The organism is Frankia sp. ACN1ag, from assembly GCF_001414035.1.
GTDB classification, from domain to species: domain Bacteria; phylum Actinomycetota; class Actinomycetes; order Frankiales; family Frankiaceae; genus Frankia; species Frankia torreyi.
The window spans coordinates 139,659-158,387 of sequence record NZ_LJPA01000004.1 but is presented as its reverse complement, the minus strand read 5'-3'; the positions used below and the strand labels follow the sequence as shown (position 1 = coordinate 158,387).

Annotated in this window: 15 protein-coding genes and 7 pseudogenes; 21 read left to right on the top strand and 1 reads right to left on the bottom strand. The window is 72.5% G+C overall.

Annotated elements, in window-relative coordinates; all coding sequences use genetic code 11:
• The first annotated feature begins 19 nt into the window (after window positions 1–19).
• The 7 genes and pseudogenes from UK82_RS04700 to UK82_RS04685 all read left to right on the top strand — a co-directional run bounded on the left by UK82_RS04700 (window position 20) and on the right by UK82_RS04685 (window position 3,762).
• Window positions 20–475: a hypothetical protein gene (locus UK82_RS04700; RefSeq protein ID WP_055406464.1), complete on the top strand. Its 456-nt coding sequence runs from the start codon at window positions 20–22 to the stop codon at window positions 473–475.
• An 87-nt stretch (window positions 476–562) separates the two neighbouring features.
• Window positions 563–1,189 (top strand): annotated as a pseudogene (locus UK82_RS35770) (radical SAM protein); the annotation flags it as partial.
• A 1-nt stretch (window position 1,190) separates the two neighbouring features.
• Window positions 1,191–1,571 (top strand): annotated as a pseudogene (locus UK82_RS35765) (radical SAM protein); the annotation flags it as partial.
• 1 nt (window position 1,572) lies between these two features.
• Window positions 1,573–1,768, top strand: a pseudogene (locus UK82_RS35760) (dehypoxanthine futalosine cyclase); the annotation flags it as partial.
• A gap of 80 nt (window positions 1,769–1,848) precedes the next feature.
• Window positions 1,849–2,667 (top strand): annotated as a pseudogene (gene add, locus UK82_RS04690) (adenosine deaminase); the annotation flags it as partial.
• Window position 2,668: 1 nt separating this feature from the next.
• Window positions 2,669–2,960 (top strand): annotated as a pseudogene (locus tag UK82_RS35755) (adenosine deaminase); the annotation flags it as partial.
• A gap of 76 nt (window positions 2,961–3,036) precedes the next feature.
• Window positions 3,037–3,762 carry a demethylmenaquinone methyltransferase gene (locus tag UK82_RS04685; RefSeq protein ID WP_044885117.1) on the top strand — a complete coding sequence of 242 codons (726 nt, stop codon included), beginning with the start codon at window positions 3,037–3,039 and terminating at the stop codon, window positions 3,760–3,762.
• Between the two features lie 34 nt (window positions 3,763–3,796).
• On the opposite strand, the gene UK82_RS04680 is transcribed toward UK82_RS04685, so the two are convergent.
• The gene (locus tag UK82_RS04680) at window positions 3,797–4,513 is read right to left on the bottom strand and encodes a dienelactone hydrolase family protein (RefSeq protein WP_055406458.1); all 717 of its coding nucleotides are present in this window, start codon (window positions 4,511–4,513) and stop codon (window positions 3,797–3,799) included.
• Window positions 4,514–5,383: 870 nt separating this feature from the next.
• On the opposite strand from UK82_RS04680, the gene UK82_RS04675 reads away from it, so the two are divergent.
• The 14 genes and pseudogenes from UK82_RS04675 to nuoK all read left to right on the top strand — a co-directional run bounded on the left by UK82_RS04675 (window position 5,384) and on the right by nuoK (window position 18,665).
• Entirely contained in the window at window positions 5,384–6,688 is a 1,305-nt protein-coding gene (locus UK82_RS04675; protein WP_173667234.1) for a geranylgeranyl reductase family protein, read from the top strand.
• A 416-nt stretch (window positions 6,689–7,104) separates the two neighbouring features.
• Window positions 7,105–7,467 carry an NADH-quinone oxidoreductase subunit A gene (locus UK82_RS04670; RefSeq protein WP_044885120.1) on the top strand — a complete coding sequence of 121 codons (363 nt, stop codon included), beginning with the start codon at window positions 7,105–7,107 and terminating at the stop codon, window positions 7,465–7,467.
• Window positions 7,458–7,698, top strand: a pseudogene (locus tag UK82_RS35750) (NADH-quinone oxidoreductase subunit B); the annotation flags it as partial. The gene UK82_RS04670 and the pseudogene UK82_RS35750, both read left to right, overlap by 10 nt.
• A gap of 1 nt (window position 7,699) precedes the next feature.
• Window positions 7,700–8,333 (top strand): NADH-quinone oxidoreductase subunit B (locus UK82_RS42310; protein ID WP_396230451.1); only part of this gene is annotated, 634 nt, incomplete at its 5' end.
• On the top strand, window positions 8,320–9,099 hold the full coding sequence (locus UK82_RS04660; protein WP_236705506.1) for an NADH-quinone oxidoreductase subunit C: 780 nt from the start codon (window positions 8,320–8,322) through the stop codon (window positions 9,097–9,099). The genes UK82_RS42310 and UK82_RS04660, both read left to right, overlap by 14 nt.
• Window positions 9,100–9,157: 58 nt before the next feature.
• A pseudogene (locus UK82_RS35740) lies at window positions 9,158–9,635 on the top strand (NADH dehydrogenase subunit D); the annotation flags it as partial.
• A 1-nt stretch (window position 9,636) separates the two neighbouring features.
• Window positions 9,637–10,570, top strand: a 934-nt coding sequence (locus UK82_RS04655; RefSeq protein WP_236705505.1) for an NADH-quinone oxidoreductase subunit D, incomplete at its 5' end; no start/stop codon positions are given.
• Window positions 10,567–11,304 (top strand): NADH-quinone oxidoreductase subunit NuoE, encoded by a 738-nt coding sequence (nuoE, locus tag UK82_RS04650; RefSeq protein WP_396230450.1) that lies wholly within the window; start codon window positions 10,567–10,569, stop codon window positions 11,302–11,304. The genes UK82_RS04655 and nuoE, both read left to right, overlap by 4 nt.
• A gap of 3 nt (window positions 11,305–11,307) precedes the next feature.
• Window positions 11,308–12,657, top strand: coding sequence for an NADH-quinone oxidoreductase subunit NuoF (gene nuoF / locus UK82_RS04645; protein ID WP_044885124.1), 1,350 nt, complete (start codon window positions 11,308–11,310; stop codon window positions 12,655–12,657).
• Between the two features lie 2 nt (window positions 12,658–12,659).
• Window positions 12,660–15,380, top strand: coding sequence for an NADH-quinone oxidoreductase subunit G (locus UK82_RS04640; protein ID WP_055406449.1), 2,721 nt, complete (start codon window positions 12,660–12,662; stop codon window positions 15,378–15,380).
• Window positions 15,377–16,726 carry an NADH-quinone oxidoreductase subunit NuoH gene (nuoH, locus tag UK82_RS04635; RefSeq protein WP_044885126.1) on the top strand — a complete coding sequence of 450 codons (1,350 nt, stop codon included), beginning with the start codon at window positions 15,377–15,379 and terminating at the stop codon, window positions 16,724–16,726. The genes UK82_RS04640 and nuoH overlap by 4 nt, the downstream gene beginning before the upstream one ends.
• Before the next feature lie 3 nt (window positions 16,727–16,729).
• Window positions 16,730–17,308, top strand: coding sequence for an NADH-quinone oxidoreductase subunit NuoI (gene nuoI, locus UK82_RS04630; RefSeq protein WP_044885127.1), 579 nt, complete (start codon window positions 16,730–16,732; stop codon window positions 17,306–17,308).
• Complete coding sequence (locus UK82_RS04625; protein WP_055406447.1) at window positions 17,305–18,369, top strand: NADH-quinone oxidoreductase subunit J; 1,065 nt, start codon at window positions 17,305–17,307, stop codon at window positions 18,367–18,369. Before nuoI ends, UK82_RS04625 begins: the two co-directional genes overlap by 4 nt.
• Window positions 18,366–18,665: an NADH-quinone oxidoreductase subunit NuoK gene (gene nuoK, locus UK82_RS04620; protein ID WP_044885129.1), complete on the top strand. Its 300-nt coding sequence runs from the start codon at window positions 18,366–18,368 to the stop codon at window positions 18,663–18,665. The genes UK82_RS04625 and nuoK overlap by 4 nt, the downstream gene beginning before the upstream one ends.
• Window positions 18,666–18,729 lie beyond the last annotated feature (64 nt).

Genomic DNA, 18,729 nt, shown 5'->3' with positions numbered 1-18,729 from the left:
GGATAGGTACACCGACCTCATGGCGAGCATCTCAAGCAAGATCAACGAATTCCTGCACAGCCCGAAGACGCGAGAAATGGTCGACAAGGCCAAGGCTGCGGCCAACAAGCCCGAGAACCGAGCCAAGATCAAGCAGGTACAGCAGAAGTTCACCAACCGCACCCACGGCCCCGGCCATCACAACGCTCCGGGTAGCCCCCCGACCACCGGCGGCCCGACCACCGGCTCGACCCCGAGCCACCCGGGCGGCTACGGCGCGGAGCACGGTTACGGTGAGCGGCCGTCCGGGACTGGCGGCTCTGGTTCCGAGCAGGGCTACGGTGAGCGGCCGTCCAGCGGGTCCGATGCCGGCTATGGTGAGCGGCCGTCCAGCGGGTCCGGTGCCGGTTACGGTGAGCGGTCGTCCAGCGGCTACGACGCGGACGTCCCTCCGAGCACCGGTCCGGCCGACACCGGCGGTCGTTCCGGCTACTGATCGTCCGGCCGTCTCACCCCGACCGTCCTGGTGCTGGCCTGAGCGCGACGTGGTCCGGCATCGGGATCCAGGTCGTACCATCGCGCCATGAGCCTTGTGGATGCCGACGGCGAGTCTGCGGTGGGTCGGGGCGACGGCGCCGGCGAGATCCGGTCGATCCTGGACCGGGCCGCCGGGGGCGGCCGCATCTCGCCCGAGGAGGCCCTGCTCCTCTACACCCAGGCACCCCTGCACGCGCTCGGCACGGCGGCGGACACGGTACGTCGCCGCCGGTATCCCGACGGCATTGCCACCTACATCATCGACCGTAACATCAACTACACGAACATCTGCGTGACGGCCTGCCGGTTCTGCGCGTTCTACCGGGCGCCGAAGCACGCCGAGGGCTGGGTCCGCGACGTCGACGACATCGTCACCAAGTGCGGCGAGGCCGTGGAGCTCGGTGCCACCCAGATCATGCTCCAGGGCGGCCACAACCCCGACTTCGGCATCGAGTGGTACGAGCAGGTGTTCGGCGCGATCAAGGCGGCCTACCCGCAGCTCGCCCTGCACTCGCTGGGTGCCAGCGAGGTCGTGCACATCGCCCGCACCTCCGGCCTGACGTTCCCCGAGGTCATCACCCGGCTGCGCGACGCGGGCCTGGACAGCTTCGCCGGCGCCGGCGCGGAGATCCTCACCGAGCGCCCCCGGCACGCCATCGCCCCGCTCAAGGAGNCCGGCCATGTCTGGCTGTCGGTGATGGAGACGGCGCATACCCTCGGCCTGGAATCGACCGCGACCTTCATGATGGGCACCGGCGAGACGAACGCCGAGCGCATCGAGCACCTGAAGATGATCCGGGACGTGCAGGACCGTACCGGCGGCTTCCGTTCGTTCATCCCGTGGACCTACCAGCCGGAGAACAACCACCTCGGCGGGCGGACCCAGGCCACGACGCTGGAGTACCTGCGCCTCGTCGCCGTCGCCCGGCTGTTCTTCGACAACATCGCCCACCTGCAGGGCTCGTGGCTGACGACCGGCAAGGAGGTCGGCCAGCTCACCCTGCACATGGGCGCCGACGACCTCGGCTCGGTGATGCTGGAGGAGAACGTCGTCTNCTCGGCGGGCGCTCGCCACCGGACCAACCGCTCCGAACTGATCAGCCTGATCCGCACGGCCGGCCGCATCCCCGCGCAGCGCGACACCCTCTACCGCCACCTCGTCGTCCACCGCGACCCGGCCCAGGACCCGACCGACGACCGCGTCGCCTCCCACTTCTCCTCCACCGCGCTCCCCCTCGTCTCGGCCACCTGAGCAATCTTCCTTGGCGCGGGGGCGCACCCAGGCACCCGCCCCGGGCGGGACGCCATAGATTGGCCCGATGAGCGAGTCCNCCGGGTCCCCGGCCGCGGTCCTGGCGGCTACCGGGCCGAAGATCGAGCTGCACGTCCACCTGGAGGGGACGGTCCGGCCGTCGACGCTGCTGGAGATGGCCCGGCGCAACGAGGAGGCCCTGCCGTCGCGGACGGTCGAGGGCCTCGCGGAGCTGTACCGGTTCCGCGACTTCAACCACTTCATCCAGGTCTGGATCATGACGACGCACGTGATGCGGACCGAGGCCGACTTCCGCCAGGTCGTCGTCGACTACGCCGCCGAGGCGGCCGCGCACGGCGCCGTCTATGTGGAGGGCATCTTCTCGCCGTGGTTCCGCGTGCAGCGCGGCGTCCGGGTCGAGGAGATCTTCAACGGCTACGCCGACGGGGCGATCGAGGCCCGGGAGCGGTTCGGCGTCGAGGTGCGCCTGACCCCGGACATCGACCGGGTGCTGCCCGTCGAGGCGGCTACCGAGGTGGCCCGCTGGGCGGCGCGCTTCGCCGAGCGCGGCGTCGTCGGCCTCGGGCTCGGCGGCCCGGAGATCGGCCATCCGCCGGAGCCGTTCGCGCCCGCGTTCGCCCTGGCCGCGGACGCCGGGCTCGCCGCGGTGCCGCACGCGGGGGAGACGGACGGTCCGGCGTCGATCCAGGGTGCGCTCGACGCGCTCGGCGCCCGGCGGATCCGCCACGGCATCCGCGCGGTGGAGAACCCGGCGCTGATGAGCCGCCTGGCCGACGCGGAGATCGTGCTGGACGTCTGCCCCGTGTCGAACCTGCGCACCCGCTCCGTGGTCCGCCTGGGTGACCATCCGCTTGCCGCATTGCACGCGGCCGGCGTGGNCTGTTCACTGGCCACCGACGACCCGGCGATGTTCGGCACCGACCTCGGCACCGAGCACGCCGTCGCCGCCGGGCTCGGCGCCCGCGCCCGCGACCTGTATGCGGCCGGCGTCGCCGGGGCGCTGTGTGATGAGGCGACCCGGGACCGGCTGCGCCGCCTCGGCGCGGCCACCGACTGGGACGCAGCCGAGGAGGCGGCCCGCGCCGCGGCCCCGGCGGCCCTCGCCCGGTTCGACGGCGAGCTGCTCGGCGGCGGATCGACGGCCGGTGGAGGATCGACGGCCGGTGGCTGAGCGGCGCGGCAAGTTCGGATCGGTGCGGGGTGGATCGGTTCGGTATGGATCGGGGTCGACGACGGGAGGGGGCGCGGTGGGCAGGGCCGGGCTGGACAAGCGGCCGCAGGAGGTCGCGGCGATGTTCGACGGTGTGGCCGGGCGCTACGACCTGACCAACGCCGTGCTCTCCGGCGGCCTCGACCGGACCTGGCGGCGTGCCACCGCCGCCTTCCTCGACCTGCGCCCCGGCCTGCGGGTCCTCGACCTCGCCGCCGGCACGGCCACCTCCTCGCGGGCCTTCGCCGAGGCCGGCGCGCAGGTCGTCGCCTGCGATTTCTCCCTGGGCATGCTGCGCGCCGGCCAGCGCCGTCTCGCCGAGAGGCCGCCGCCCGCCAGCCCGGCGGGACGGGTGGTGCTGACCGCCGGGGACGGGCTGCACCTGCCCTTCCCCGACGCCGTGTTCGACCGCACGACGATCTCGTTCGGGCTGCGCAACGTCGCAGACACCGTGCGCTGCCTCGCCGAGCTGCGCCGGGTCACCCGGCCCGGCGGCGCCCTCGTCGTCTGCGAGTTCTCCCGCCCGGTGTGGGGTCCCTGGCGGACCGTCTACCTGGAGTACCTGATGCGCGCGTTGCCGAGGGTCGCCCGCACGGTCAGCAGCAGCCCGGACTCCTACGTCTACCTGGCCGAGTCGATCCGGGCGTGGCCCGCCCAGGCCGAGCTCGCCGATCTGCTGCGCGAGGCCGGCTGGTCCCGCGTCACCTGGCGCAACCTCACCGGCGGCGTCGTCGCCCTGCACCGCGGCCACGCCCCCGGCTGATCGACGCCTGCGGCTGATCGACGCCTGCCGCGGGTCAGCCGGGCAGGTGCGAGTCGAACCAGGTCAGGGTGCGCGACCAGCCGTCGCGGGCGGACGCCGGATGGTGGGACGCCGGGCGGGCGTCGTTGTGGAAGCCGTGCCCGGCCTCGGGGTAGCGGATGATCTCGGTGGGCACGGGAGCCTCGGCCGCCGCGGCCCGCAGCGCCTCGACGTCCTCGAGGGGGATGCTCGGATCCTGGTCGCCGTACAGGCCGAGCCACGGCGCCTGCAGCCGCCCGGCGATCTCCAGCGGGCTGGGCTCGCCGAAGCGTCGGGTGCGGATCCCGCCGCCGTAGAACGTGACCGCCGCACCGAACGGGCGGGCCACCGCGGCCTGGAAGGCGATGCTCCCGCCCAGGCAGAAGCCGACGACGGCGCAACGGTCCAGCGCCGTTCCCTCCTCGGCGAGCACGGCGAGGGCGGCATCGACGTCATCCAGCAGGTCCGTGCCGTCGAGGTCCTCGACCACCTTGACCGCCGAGGCGATGTCGTCGTAGTCGAAGACCGGCGAGCCGACGCGGTGGAACAGGTCGGGCGCGATCGCCCGCCAGCCGGCCCGGGCGAAGCGGCCGCACAGTCCCCGCACGTGCTCGGTGAGGCCGAACGCCTCATGCAGGACGACGACGCCGCCGCGCGCGGGACCGTCGGGTTCGGCGAGCGTCGCCGGGGCAGGTCCGTCGGCGGTGGGGAGGACGACGGTCTCTTCGGTCATCGCGTCTCTCGATTCGGAACTGGGTCGGGTCGGCCGGGTTGTGGCGGGTCTTCCGGGGCGTGTCGGTGACGGGCGTTCTGGTCGGGCCGGGTCGGGCCGGGTCGGGCCGGGCCGGTGGTGGCCCGCCCGCCCGTGCACATCCGGTGGGATGGGTGACGATTCGGGATACTTTGCGCCTTTTCGGGGTTAGATGACACGGCGTGGACGATGCGGCGGGCGATCAGGTGGGCAAGTGGGCGGATCGGGTCGGGACAGAATGTCGTGGCTGCCAGGTCAGGGTGGTCCCTTCCGGCCGGGCGTCACCCGCTTGGGCCGGTCGAGACCGCCCGTTCGGGCGGCGCCGCCTGGCCCGGACGTGCCCCGCGCGGTCCTGGTGGCACCGCCGCGACGCACCCGGCGCCCGCGGACGAGCGCCGCGTTTCGGACGGCCAGCGGGTGACTACCCCGCACAGGCGGTGATCCCACCCCGCGGGGAGAAGGTGCCATGGGCCGTTTCCGGCCGTCGGCTGCGTGTAGTGGATGAATTGCGATGTGTGACGCGCTGGAGAGCTCGGCGTGGCTGTCGCGCCTGTGACCAGCGGTCACGCGAGAGGAGGGGTGGGCATTATACCCTCGCCCAGAAGTTGCGCCGGGACGCCGCGGCGGGTCCGTGCGGGCCGGGAGCGGGAAACGGTCGCTCACAGTGGTCATTGGGTGCGCGAAGTCGACTCGTCCGGTCTTCAGCGCATCCTGGTTGGTGCGATTGGCCTGCGTAGGGCCTACACTCGCCGAGGACGCTCGTGAAGAATTTCACGAGCACTCAAGCGGAGGGTCCCGTCCGGGAGTGCTCCCGGGACGGGTGGTCGAGCAGATCCGGAGCAATGGGTGGCCATGGCGACGACAAGGACTGACGGCGTGGGCGGCGGGTCGACGACCGACGCCGACGTCATCGTGGTCGGCGCCGGCCCCGGTGGTTCGTCGGCCGCCTACCACCTCGCCAGTACCGGGCTCGACGTCCTCCTCGTCGAGAAGACGACCTTCCCGCGCGAGAAGGTCTGTGGCGACGGGCTGACCCCGCGTGCCGTGCGCAGCCTCGTCGAGATGGGCATCGACACCTCGCCCGCCGCCGGTTGGGCGCGCAACAAGGGGCTGCGCATCGTCGGCGGCGGTGTGCGGATGGAACTGCCCTGGCCGGACCTGGCGAGCTGGCCCGACTACGGCCTCGTCCGCCCCCGGCTGGACTTCGACGACCTGCTCGCCCGGCATGCGGTGAAGGCTGGCGTCCGGCTGCAGGAGGGCACGGCCGTCACCGGGCCGCTGCTCGACGAGCGCACCGGCCGGGTCGTCGGCGTACTGGCGCGTACCGGGCCCGACCGGGAGCCGGTGACCTACCGCGCGCCGCTCGTCATCGCCGCGGACGGCAACAGCGCCCGGATCGCGCTGGCGCTCGGCATCCGCCGCCGGGAGGACCGGCCGCTCGGCGTTGCGGTCCGCCGCTACTACCGCAGCCCGCTCACCCACGACGACCACCTCGAGTCCCACCTCGAGCTGTGGGAGGGTCGCCCGCGCGAGAGCCGCCTGCTGCCCGGCTACGGCTGGATCTTCGGCGTCGGCGACGGCACCAGCAACGTCGGTCTCGGCCTGCTGAACACCACCGACGCCTTCCAGAACACCAACTACACCGACCTGCTGCGCCGCTGGCTCGCGGCGCTGCCGCCGGAGTGGGGCTTCACCGAGGACAACGCGGTCGGCCCGGTGCGCGGCAGCGCTCTGCCCATGGGCTTCAACCGCACCCCGCACTACCGCGACGGCGTGCTGCTCGTCGGCGATGCCGGCGGCATGGTCAACCCGTTCAACGGCGAGGGCATCGCCTACGCGCTGGAGTCCGGCCGGTACGCGGCCGAGGTCGCCGTGCAGGCGCTCGCCCGTGCCGAGGGGCCCGCCCGGGAACGCGCCCTCGGACACTACCCGGCGATGATCCGCGCCCAGTACGGCGGGTATTACACCCTGGGCCGATACTTCGTCCAGCTCATCGGGAACCCGACCATCATGGCGCTCGGAACGAAGTACGGGCTGCCGCGGCCGACCCTCATGCGCTTTGTCCTCAAGATCATGGCGAATCTCACCGACCCCCGGGGAGGGGATGCGATGGACCGACTGATCAATGCTATGACCCGGCTCGCTCCCGCGGCCTGACGTGTTACCCGAGTCGATCCGGTGGCGAGCAGAACGGGCCGGATCGACGGAATGCCGGTCTATCGCGCCTTGCGGCGCCGGCGCCGGTGGACCGGTGTCGGAGCGGAGTGTGGCAGGCCGTCATGGTGTACCCGGACCGCTTTCTCCGCGGACAGGACTGTGGGACCAGCCCGCCGTCGGAGATCCTGGGGTCACAAGTCCTGGGGGGAGCCGGCAGGAGCGGCCGGCGAGACCGCGAAGTACCACCGGGCCAGGGGATCTGGCTCGGGACTCTATGAGGGCGCCCCGCTTCCGGCGCCGTGATCAAGTGGCCAGAAACGTGACGAACACCGAGTACGGACCGTTTGCGATCCGTTCACCGGAAAGCCATTCCTCATAACGTCCGGCAACACTCTTTCGAAGGAGAGGAGTTCGGCATGCTCTCGAACTACGTGCCGATCCTCGTTCTGCTGGCGATCGCGACCCTGTTCGCGGTCGGTTCCGTCGCGGCGGGTGCGCTCATCGGCCCGCGCCGGTTCAACCGCGCGAAGATCGATGCCTACGAGTGCGGGATCGAACCCTCTCCGGCCCCGGCCGGACCGCAGCGTTTCCCGGTGAAGTACTACAACACCGCGATGCTTTTCATCGTCTTCGACATCGAGATCATCTTCTTGTTCCCGTGGGCGGTCGCGTTCGACAGCCTCGCGGTGTTCGGCCTCGGTGCGATGGCGCTGTTCATGGCGACGATCTTCGTCGCGTACGCCTACGAGTGGCGTCGTGGAGGTCTGGAATGGGACTAGAGGAGAAGCTGCCCGGTGGCGTGCTCCTCGCCAGCGTCGAGAAGCTCGCCAACTGGTCGCGGCGGTCGTCGCTGTGGCCGGCGACCTTCGGGCTGGCCTGCTGCGCGATCGAGATGATGTCCACCGGCGCCGGCCGCTACGACCTGTCCCGGTTCGGCATGGAGGTCTTCCGGGCCAGTCCCCGCCAGGCCGACCTGATGATCGTCGCCGGCCGGGTGAGCCAGAAGATGGNGCCGGTGCTGCGGCAGATCTACGACCAGATGCCCGAGCCCAAGTGGGTGCTGTCGATGGGCGTCTGCGCCAGCAGCGGCGGCATGTTCAACAACTACGCCATCGTGCAGGGTGTCGACCACATCGTCCCGGTCGACATGTACCTGCCCGGCTGCCCGCCGCGGCCGGAGATGCTGATGGACGCCATCATCAAGCTGCACGAGAAGATCCTTGCCGGGCCGGTCACCGGCAAGACCCCGCACACGGAGTCCGGTTCGTCGCCCTACCCCAAGCCGATCGACGTGGCCACCGCCCGCGCCGGGTTGCCCGCGGGTGAGCTCGACACCCGGACCCTGTCCGTCAACGACCGCAAGCACTTCCGGATCCCGGCCGGCGCGCCGGTCCCGACGGGGCGCGGCGCCGTCGAACCCGTTCTCGACACCCGCCGGCCGGCCGCGATCGTCCCGCCGTCGGTGTTCGGGCGGGCCAAGGGGATCCCCGTCGACGCCAAGCCCGCCGACGAGTCGCGGGCCCACGGTCCCGGCCCGAGCACCGCCGACATCGCCGACAGCGACGCCGCTGCGGGCGGCGCCACGGCAGGCACCGGCGCCGCGCAGCGGGACGCCGACTCAGGAGCGACCCATGACACCCCCTGACGGCACTCCCGCCGCCGGCACTCCCGCCGAAGGCCGGGGCGCGGACGGCGGCGCCCTCGACGAGAGCGGGACGGCCGCGAGCGGCGCCGGCGAGCTGGTGGGCGGCGGCAACGGCGTGCGACCGGGACGGCGCCACGACGCGTTCGGTTCCGGCGGCACCGGCGACACCTCCGGGTTCGGCGGGCTCGTCGCCCCGGCCCCGGTGCTGGCCGCCAGCGAGCGGCCGTTCGGCGACCCCGACGCCGATGCGGTGTACGACGCGCTCGAACGCGTCTTTCCGCAGCTCGGCGACGCGGTCGAGCGGGCCGTCGTCGACCGCGGCGAGCTGACCCTGCACGTGCGCCGCGAGGGCCTGCCCGCGCTGGCCCAGACTCTGCGCGACGATCCGGGACTGCGCTTCGAGCTGCTGTCGTCGCTGTCCGGAGTGGACTATCCGGACGACATCACCGGTCGCCGGTTGCACTCGGTGGTCCACCTGACCTCGATGACCTACCGCCGCCGGCTGCGCCTGGAGGTCTCCGTCGCCGACGCCGACCCCACGCTGCCGAGCCTGACCTCGGTGTGGCCCACCGCGGACTGGCACGAGCGGGAGGCCTACGACCTGTTCGGCATCGTCTACACCGGCCACCCCGGGCTGACCCGGATCATGATGCCGGACGACTGGATCGGGCACCCGCAGCGCAAGGACTACCCGCTGGGCGGCATCCCGGTCGACTACAAGGGCGCCACGGTCCCGCCGCCGGACGAGCGCCGGAGCTACTCGTGATCCCGCACCCGGCCCTGACCGGCCGCCTGCATCCCCGAGGCGACATCCGAGGTTCGCTATGACGCCCAGCACGTCGGCCCCGCACACATCCACCGCCCAGCACACATCGACCGCCCAGCCCACCGACGGCACCGCCCACGCCACCGACGGGTCCTCGGCCTACGAGGCCGGTTTCACCGAGTCCGCCTCCGGCCGCGTCTACACCGTCACCGGCGGCGACTGGGAGGAGATCCTCGGCGCCGGGGAACAGGACGCCGAGCGCATCGTCGTCAACATGGGGCCGCAGCACCCCTCCACCCACGGCGTGCTGCGCCTCGTGCTGGAGATCGAGGGCGAGACGGTCATCGAGACCCGCCTCGTCATCGGCTACCTGCACACCGGGATCGAGAAGAGCTGCGAGTACCGGACCTGGACCCAGGCGGTCACCTTCCTCACCCGTGCGGACTACCTGTCCCCGTTGTACAACGAGGCGGCGTACTGCCTGTCGGTGGAGAAGCTGCTCGGCATCACCGACGACATCCCCGAGCGGGCCACCGNGATCCGGGTGCTGGTGATGGAGCTGCAGCGCATCGCCTCGCATCTGGTGTGGCTGGCGACCGGCGGCATGGAGCTCGGCGCCACCACCGCGATGATCTTCGGGTTCCGCGAGCGGGAGAAGGTCCTCGACCTGCTGGAGCTCATCACCGGGCTGCGGATGAACCACGCCTTCATCCGCCCCGGCGGCCTGGCCCAGGATCTGCCGGACGGCACGGAGCGGGCCATCCGGGAGTTCCTCGCCGACATGCCCAAGCGCATCCGCGAGTACCACCGGCTGCTGACCGGCCAGCCGATCTGGAAGGCGCGGATGGTCGACGTCAACGTCCTCGACGCCGCCGGCTGCATCGCGCTGGGCGTCACCGGGCCGGTGCTGCGCGCCGCGGGCCTCGCCTGGGACCTGCGCAAGACCATGCCCTACTGCGGCTACGAGACCTACGAGTTCGACGTGCCGACCGCCCTGGAGGCGGACTCCTTCGCCCGCTACCTGGTGCGGCTGGAGGAGATGGGCGAGTCACTCAAGATCATCGAGCAGTGCCTGGACCGGCTGCGGCCGGGCCCGGTCATGGTCGCCGACAAGAAGATCGCCTGGCCGGCGCAGCTCTCGATCGGCGCGGACGGGATGGGCAACTCGCTGGCGCACATCCGGAACATCATGGGGACCTCGATGGAGGCCCTCATCCACCACTTCAAGCTGGTTACCGAGGGCTTCCGGGTGCCGCCCGGCCAGGTCTACACACAGATCGAGTCGCCCCGCGGCGAGCTCGGCTACCACGTGGTCAGCGACGGCGGGACGAGACCGTTCCGCGTCCACGTCCGCGACCCAAGCTTCGTCAACCTGCAGGCCGTCCCGGCGCTGACCGAGGGTGGCCAGGTCGCGGACGTGATCGTCGGAGTCGCCTCGGTGGACCCGGTGCTCGGGGGAGTTGATCGATGATGGCCTTCTCGCCCGAGATCCACGCCGCCGCGGCCGAGATCATCGCCCGCTACCCGGCCGGCCGCTCCCGCTCGGCGCTGCTGCCGCTGCTGCACCTGGTGCAGGCGGAGCAGGGTTGCGTGACGACCGAGGGGGTGACCTTCTGCGCGGACACGCTCGGCATCACCCAGGCCGAGGTCGGCGCGGTCGCGACCTTCTACACGATGTACAAGCGCCGGCCCGTCGGCGACTACCTCGTCTCGGTCTGCACGAACCTGTCCTGCGCGCTGCTCGGCGGGGACGAGGTCTTCGCCCGGGTCGCCGACCGCCTCGGGATCGGCCACGACGAGACGACCCCGGACGGCTCGATCACCCTCGAACACGCCGAGTGCCTCGCCGCCTGCGACTACGCGCCGGTGATGACGGTGAACTACGAGTTCTACGACCAGGTCGACCCGGACTCGGCGCAGGCGATCGTCGAGGGCCTGCAGGCCGGCGAGCGCCCCGCCCCCACCCGCGGCGGGCCGCTGTGCTCGTTCGCCGAGACGTCCCGCCAGCTCGCCGGGTTCGCCGATGAGCGCCCGGCGGGCGTCGCGGGACCCGGCGTCGGCGAGCCGTCGGTCGCCGGCCTGCTGCTCGCCGAGGCGGCCGGCTGGCGGGCCGACCAGGCCCCCGCACCGTTCGTCACCGCAGGCGAGGCCGGTGCGGGCCAGCCCGACGCGCCCACCGCCTCCTCCGAGCGGAAGGGGAACTGATCAATGCCCGTCACCCCGGTCCTCACCCGGCGCTGGAACACCCCGGAGTCGTGGACGCTTGCGACCTACCGCCGGCTCGACGGCTACGTCGCGCTGCGCACGGCGCTCGCCGGTGACCCCGACGAGCTCATCAAGCTCATCAAGGACTCGGGGCTGCGCGGGCGCGGCGGCGCCGGCTTCCCCACCGGGATGAAGTGGGGCTTCATCCCGCAGGGCGACGGCCGGCCGCACTACCTCGTCATCAACGCCGACGAGGGCGAGCCCGGCACCTGCAAGGACGCCCCGCTGATGAAGGCCGACCCGCACTCGCTCGTCGAGGGCATCATCATCGCGGCGTACGCGGTGCGGGCCAGCCGGGCGTTCGTCTACCTGCGCGGCGAGCTGATCCACGCGGCCCGCCGGCTGCGCGCCGCGGTCGCCGAGGCGTACGCCGCCGGCTACCTCGGCCGCGACATCCTCGGTAGCGGCTTCGACCTCGAGCTTGTCGTGCACTCCGGCGCCGGCGCCTACATCTGCGGCGAGGAGACGGCCCTGCTCGACTCGCTGGAGGGCCGGCGTGGCCAGCCGCGGCTGCGCCCGCCGTTCCCCGCGACGCACGGGCTGTACGCGTCTCCGACCGTCGTCAACAACGTCGAGACGATCGCGACCGTGCCCTACATCGTCAACTACGGGGTGGACTGGTTCCGCACGATGGGCCGGGAACGCGCCCCGGGCCCGAAGATCTTCAGCCTGTCCGGCCACGTGACCCGGCCCGGCCAGTACGAGGTCCCGATGGGCACGACCCTGCGCGAGCTGCTCGACCTGGCCGGCGGGGTGCGCGGCGGGCGTGCGCTCAAGGCGTGGACGCCGGGTGGGTCGTCCACGCCGATGCTCACCGCGGAGCACCTCGACGCCCCGCTCGACTTCGAGGGCATGCAGGAGGCCGGGTCGCTGCTCGGCACCGCGGCTCTGATGATCATGGATGAGACGACCGACATGCTCCGGGTCGTCCGCCGGCTCACCCAGTTCTACGCCCACGAGTCGTGCGGCAAGTGCACCCCGTGCCGCGAGGGCACGAGCTGGATGGTGAAGATCCTGTCCCGGCTGGAGCGGGGGCAGGGCGACGCCTCCGACGTCGACACCCTCGTCGACGCCTGCGACAACATCTTCGGCCGGGCGTTCTGCGCGCTGGCCGACGGGGCCACCTCCCCGATCGTCTCGGGGATCAAGTACTTCCGGGACGAGTTCATCCCGGTGAGCGCGGTGACGTCGAGGCCGGACGCCACCCCGGACACCCCCGACACCCCGGGCAGCGCCGCGGCCGGCAACGGCTCGGCCGCGCCCACCCCGGGCGCCTACGCGGGAGCGCACTGACCATGACCGTCGCACCATCCCAGCCGGCCGCGTCGACCGCCGCGGATCTCGTCACCCTCACCGTCGACGGGCTGCCGGTCAGCGTCCCCAAGGGCACGCTGATCATCCGGGCGGCGGAGCTGCTCGGCATCGAGATCCCGCGGTTCTGCGACCATCCGCTGCTCGACCCCGTCGGCGCCTGCCGGCAGTGCATCGTCGAGGTGGAAGGCCAGCGCAAGCCGGTCGCCTCCTGCACGACGACCGTCACCGCCGACATGGTCGTGAAGACCCAGCTCACCTCGCCGGTGGCCCGCAAGGCCCAGGCAGGCAACATCGAGTTCCTGCTGCTCAACCACCCGCTCGACTGCCCGATCTGCGACAAGGGCGGTGAGTGCCCGCTGCAGAACCAGTCGATGGCGAACGGCGGCGCCGTCTCCCGGTTCAAGGAGGCCAAGCGGGCCTACCCGAAGCCGCTGGCGATCTCCACCGAGATCCTGCTCGACCGGGAACGCTGCGTGCTGTGCGCTCGCTGTACCCGGTTCTCCGCGCAGATCGCCGGGGATCCGTTCATCGAGCTGTTCGAGCGCGGCGCCGCCGAGCAGGTCGCGGTCAGCGACGGCCAGCCGTTCTCCTCCTACTTCTCCGGCAACACGGTGCAGATCTGTCCGGTCGGCGCGCTCACCAGCGCCGCCTACCGGTTCCGGGCCCGCCCGTTCGACCTGGTCTCCACGCCGACGGCGTGCGAGCACTGCGCGTCGGGATGCAGCCTGCGCACCGACCACCGCCGCGGCAAGGTGGTGCGCCGCCTCGCCGGCGACGACCCGGCGGTCAACGAGGAGTGGAACTGCGACAAGGGCCGCTTCGCGTTCGCCTACGCCCGCGCCGCCGACCGGCTGACCACGCCGCTGATCCGCGACGACGACACCGGGCAACTCGTCGAGGCGACCTGGTCCGAGGCGCTGGAATACGCCGCCCGCGGGCTGGCCGAATGCCGCGGCCGCAACGGCGTCGGCGTGCTCGCCGGCGGCCGGCTGACCCGCGAGGACGCGTACGCCTACGCCAAGTTCACCCGGGTGGCGCTGGCCACCAACGACGTGGACTTCCGTGCCCGGCCGCACTCGGCCGAGGAGGAGCAGTTCCTCGGCCACGCGGTCGCCGGCACCGGCATCGGGGTGACCTACGCCGACCTGGAGGCGGCGCCGGCGGTGCTGCTCGTCGCCTTCGAGCCGGAGGAGGAGTCGCCGATCGTCTTCCTGCGGCTGCGTAAGGCCGCCGACAAGCACGCCACCGCCGTGCACGCGCTCGCGCCGCTGGTCACCCGCGGGCTGGCCAAGCTCGCCGGGACGCTGGTCACCACCGAGCCCGGCGCCGAGCCGGCCGTCCTCGATGCGCTTGCCGACGCCCGCCCCGGCGCGGGCGACACCCACTCGCTCGCCGCGACCGCCCGTGCGGTGCGGGAGCCCGGCGCGGTCATCCTCGTCGGCGAGCGGGCCGGCGAGATCCCCGGAACGCTGTCCGCCGCCCTGCGCCTCGCCGACGCCACCGGCGCCGCGCTCGCCTGGGTGCCGCGCCGCGCCGGGGACCGCGGCGCCGTCTCCGCCGGGCTGCTGCCCTCGCTGCTACCCGGTGGCCGTCCGGTCGCCGACCCCGCCGCCCGCGCCGAGGTCGAGGCGTTCTGGGGCGGCCGGCTGCTCGGCGCGCCCGGCCGCGACACCGCCGGCATCCTCGCCGCGGCCGCCGCCGGCCGCCTCGACGGGATTCTCGTCGCCGGGGTCGACGCCGAGGACCTGCCTGACCCCGCCGCCGCGCTGGCCGCGCTGGCCCGCGTGCCGTTCTGCGTGTCGCTGGAGGTGCGGCGCTCGGCCATCGCCGAGGTCGCCGACGTGGTGCTGCCGGTCGCGCCGGTGGCGGAGAAGGCCGGCTCGTTCGTCGACTGGGAGGGCCGGCTGCGGCCGTTCCAACGGGCCCTGGACACCCCGGCGCTGCCCGACGTGCGCGTGCTGCACCTGCTCGCCGCCGAGATGGGCATCGACCTGCGGCTGCCCGACACCGGCGCCGCCGCCCGCGAGCTGCGCGACGTCGGCCGGGCCGGGACCGGCGTCTCCCGGGTGCCCGCACCGTCCGATCCCGCCGAGGCCGCGAGCGTCCCCGGACCGGGCGAGGCGGTGCTCGCCACCTGGCACCAGCTCGTCGACGACGGCGCCCTGCTCGCCGACGAGCCGTATCTCGCCGGCACTGCCCGGCCCGCCCGGGTCCGCCTGTCCGCGGCGACCGCCGCCGAGATCGGGGTGGCCGCCGGGGACCTGGTGACGGTGCGCAGCGGCCGCGGGTCGGTCACCCTGCCCTGCGAGCTCGCCGCCATGCCCGACCGCGTCGTCTGGGTGCCCACCCACTCGGCCGGCTCGCACGTGCGCCGCTCACTCGCCGCCCGCGCCGGCGTCGTCGTCCGGATCGCGGCCGGCGGCACCCCCCGGCCCGCCGGCGCCGACACGTTCGGTGTCGACCAGCGTCGCGGCACGGCGCTGGGGGCCGAGCTCACCGCCGCCCGCGACACCGCCGTGACGGTCGAGACGTCGCCCGCCGGCTCCCGGCCACCCGCGGCCGGACCGCCGGGGACGGCCGCGCCGCCGGCGGCACCACCGGCGGCACCGCCGGCGGCACCGCCGGCCGCATCCGCCGCCGCGGACCCGATCGCCCCGGCGCCGCGCACGGTCGGCGACGAGCCCGCCGGGGGCCGGCCATGAGCCACGCCGCCGCCGCGCTCGTGTACGCCGCCCCGGTCGACCCGGACCTGTCCGGCTTCGGCGACGACCCGTTCTGGCTGATCCTGCTCAAGGGCGTGGCGGTCTTCGCCTTCCTGTTGCTGATGACGCTGTTCTCGATCGTGTTCGAGCGCAAGGTCGTCGCGAAGATGCAGCAGCGGGTCGGGCCGAACCGGCACGGCCCGAGGGGCTGGCTGCAAAGCCTCGCCGACGGCGCCAAGCTGATGCTCAAGGAAGACCTGATCCCGGCCCTCGCGGACAAGCCGATCTTCATCCTGGCGCCGATCCTCTCGGCGGTCCCGGCGTTCCTCGCCTTTGCCGTCATCCCGTTCGGCCCGGAGGTCTCGATCTTCGGCGAGCGCACCACGCTCCAGCTCGCGGACCTGCCCGTCAGCGTGCTCTACATGCTCGCCGCGGCCTCCCTCGGGGTCTACGGGCTGATCCTGTCCGGCTGGTCGAGTGGGTCGACCTACCCGCTGCTCGGCTCGCTGCGCTCGGCGGCCCAGATCATCTCCTACGAGGTGGCGATGGGCCTGTCGTTCGTCGCGGTGTTCATGTACGCGGGCACGCTGTCGACGTCCGGGATCGTGGAGAGCCAGTCGGGGCGCTGGTACATCGCGCTGCTGCCGTCGTTCGTCCTGTACTGCATCTCGATGGTCGGTGAGACGAACCGGACCCCCTTCGACCTGCCCGAGGCCGAGGGTGAGCTGGTCGGCGGCTTCCACACCGAGTACAGCTCGATCAAGTTCGCCTTCTTCTTCCTCGCCGAGTACATCAACATGGTCACCGTCTCGGCGATCGCGACCACGCTGTTCCTCGGCGGCTGGCAGCCGCCGCCGATCCCGGGCCTGTCCGGTCTCGACCACGGCTGGGTGCCGTTGATCTGGTTCGTCCTGAAGCTGCTGCTGTTCCTGTTCTTCTTCATCTGGCTGCGCGGGACGCTGCCCCGGCTGCGCTACGACCAGTTCATGGCGTTCGGCTGGAAGGTGCTGATCCCGGTCGGCCTGCTGTGGGTCCTGATCATCGCGACCTTCCGCGTCTACCAGAAGGACGTCGACGACCGCACGCCGTGGCTGATCGGCGTCGGGGTGGTCATCGGCGTCATGCTGATCATCGCGCTGCTCGATCCCGGTGGCGCGAAGCACCAGCGGGAGCTGGAGGAGGCCGAGCGCCGCAAGCTTGCCCAGGCGCCGAGCCTCGAAAGCATCCCGTGGCCGCCCCCGCCACCGGGCGGTGCGCGCCACCGTCCGGCGGTGCCCGCGGGTACCTCGGCCAACGGGTCGTCCACCGTCATCCCCGCGGACCCCCCTCCGCGTCAGGAGAGCTGAGTCATGGGCTTCTTCGACCCCTACAAGGGCTTCGGCGTCACCTTCTCGACGATGTTCAAGAAGCCGACGACGGAGCAGTACCCGGAGCAGAAGAAGGAGACCGCGCCCCGGTTCCACGGCCGCCACCAGCTCAACCGTCATCCGGACGGGCTGGAGAAGTGCGTCGGCTGCGAGCTGTGCGCGTGGGCCTGCCCCGCCGACGCCATCTACGTCGAGGGCGCCGACAACACCGAGACCGAGCGCTACTCGCCGGGGGAGCGGTACGGCCGCGTTTACCAGATCAACTACCTGCGCTGCATCCTGTGCGGGCTGTGCATCGAGGCGTGCCCGACCCGGGCGCTGACGATGTCGAACGACTACGAGCTCGCCGACGACAACCGCCGGGACCTGATCTTCACCAAGGAGCAGCTCCTCGCCCCGCTGGCCGCCGGCATGGAGGCGCCGCCGCACCCGATGCGGCTCGGCTCCAGCGAGACCGACTACTACGTGCGCGACCCCGACGCGCCGCTGCCCTGGCAGGTGACCGACGAGCAACGCGCGGCCGCCGGCGGTTCCGACGCCGGGTCGGAGCGGCCGCGATGACCCACGCGACTCTGCTCGCCGCCGCGGGCGAGATCACCAGCACCTCCACCGGCGAGGCCGCGGTGTTCTGGATCCTGGCGCCGATCGCGGTGCTGGCCGCGGTCGGGATGGTGCTGGTCCGCAGCGCCGTGCACGCAGCGCTGCTGCTGGTGGCGAACCTGTTCTGCGTCGCGGTGTTCTACCTGGTCCAGCAGGCGCCGTTCCTCGGGTTCGTGCAGATCATCGTCTACGCAGGCGCGATCATGGTTTTGTTCCTGTTCGTGCTCATGCTCGTCGGCGTCGACTCCTCGGACTCGCTGGTGGAGACCATCCGTGGCCAGCGGCTCGGCGCGGCGATCTTCGGGCTCGGCTTCGCCGGGCTGCTGGTCTTCCCGATCGGCTCGGCCATCGACGGCGGCAGCGCCAAGGGCCTCGACAAGGCCAACGAGGGCGGCAACGTCCAGGCGATCGGTCGGCTGCTGTTCAGTAACTACGTCTTCGTCTTCGAGGCGGTCTCGGCGCTGCTCGTCGTCGCCGCGATCGGGACGATGGTGCTCGGCCACCGCGAGCGCGAGGGCGGCCGGGTCGACCAGCGGGAGCGGATGCGCCGCCGGTTCGCCGAACCCGGCCGCCAGGTCACCCCGCTGCCCGGACCCGGCGTCTTCGCCCGGCACGACTCGGCCGACACCCTCGGCCTGCTGCCCGGCGGCGGCCGCGCCTCCGGGATCGGCGGCATCCCCGGCATCCCCGGCATCCCCGGGGGCGCCGACGAACCGGGCGCCGCGGACCTCCCCGACGGCCGGGAGGCGGCGGACGCCCCGGACACCCCGGGTTCCCCAGGCGCCCCCGGAGTGTCCGATGGCCCGGGGTCGGCGGGTCCCGGCGGCCCGCGGGGATCCGGCGGGCCGGCAGGACCGGGCCGGCCGGGCGGACCGGGCGCGGGCGGCGGCTCCACGCCGGGCGCGCCGACACCCCCGGCGCCGACGGACGGCGCCGCGGCGGACGGCGCCGCGGGCGGAACGGATCCGGTCGACGTGAACGGCTCGGCGCTGGCGGGCGCCGGTAAGGGAGACGAGCGGTGAATCCCGCGAACTACCTGATCCTCTCGGCGCTGCTGTTCACCATCGGCACCGTCGGGGTCCTCGTCCGGCGTAACGCGATCGTCGTGTTCATGTCGATCGAGCTCATGCTCAACGCCGTGAACCTGACCCTGGTCACGTTCTCCCGGATCAACGGCACCCTCGACGGCCAGATCATGGCGTTCTTCGTCATGGTCGTCGCCGCCGCCGAGGTCGTCATCGGCCTGGCCATCATCCTCAGCATCTTCCGCACCCGTCGCTCGGCGTCGGTGGACGACGTGAACCTGCTGAAGTACTGACCTGCGACCCAGCGGCCGCGGCGCCCCCGGCGGTCATGGAAGAACGGACGAGACTGCAGTGACG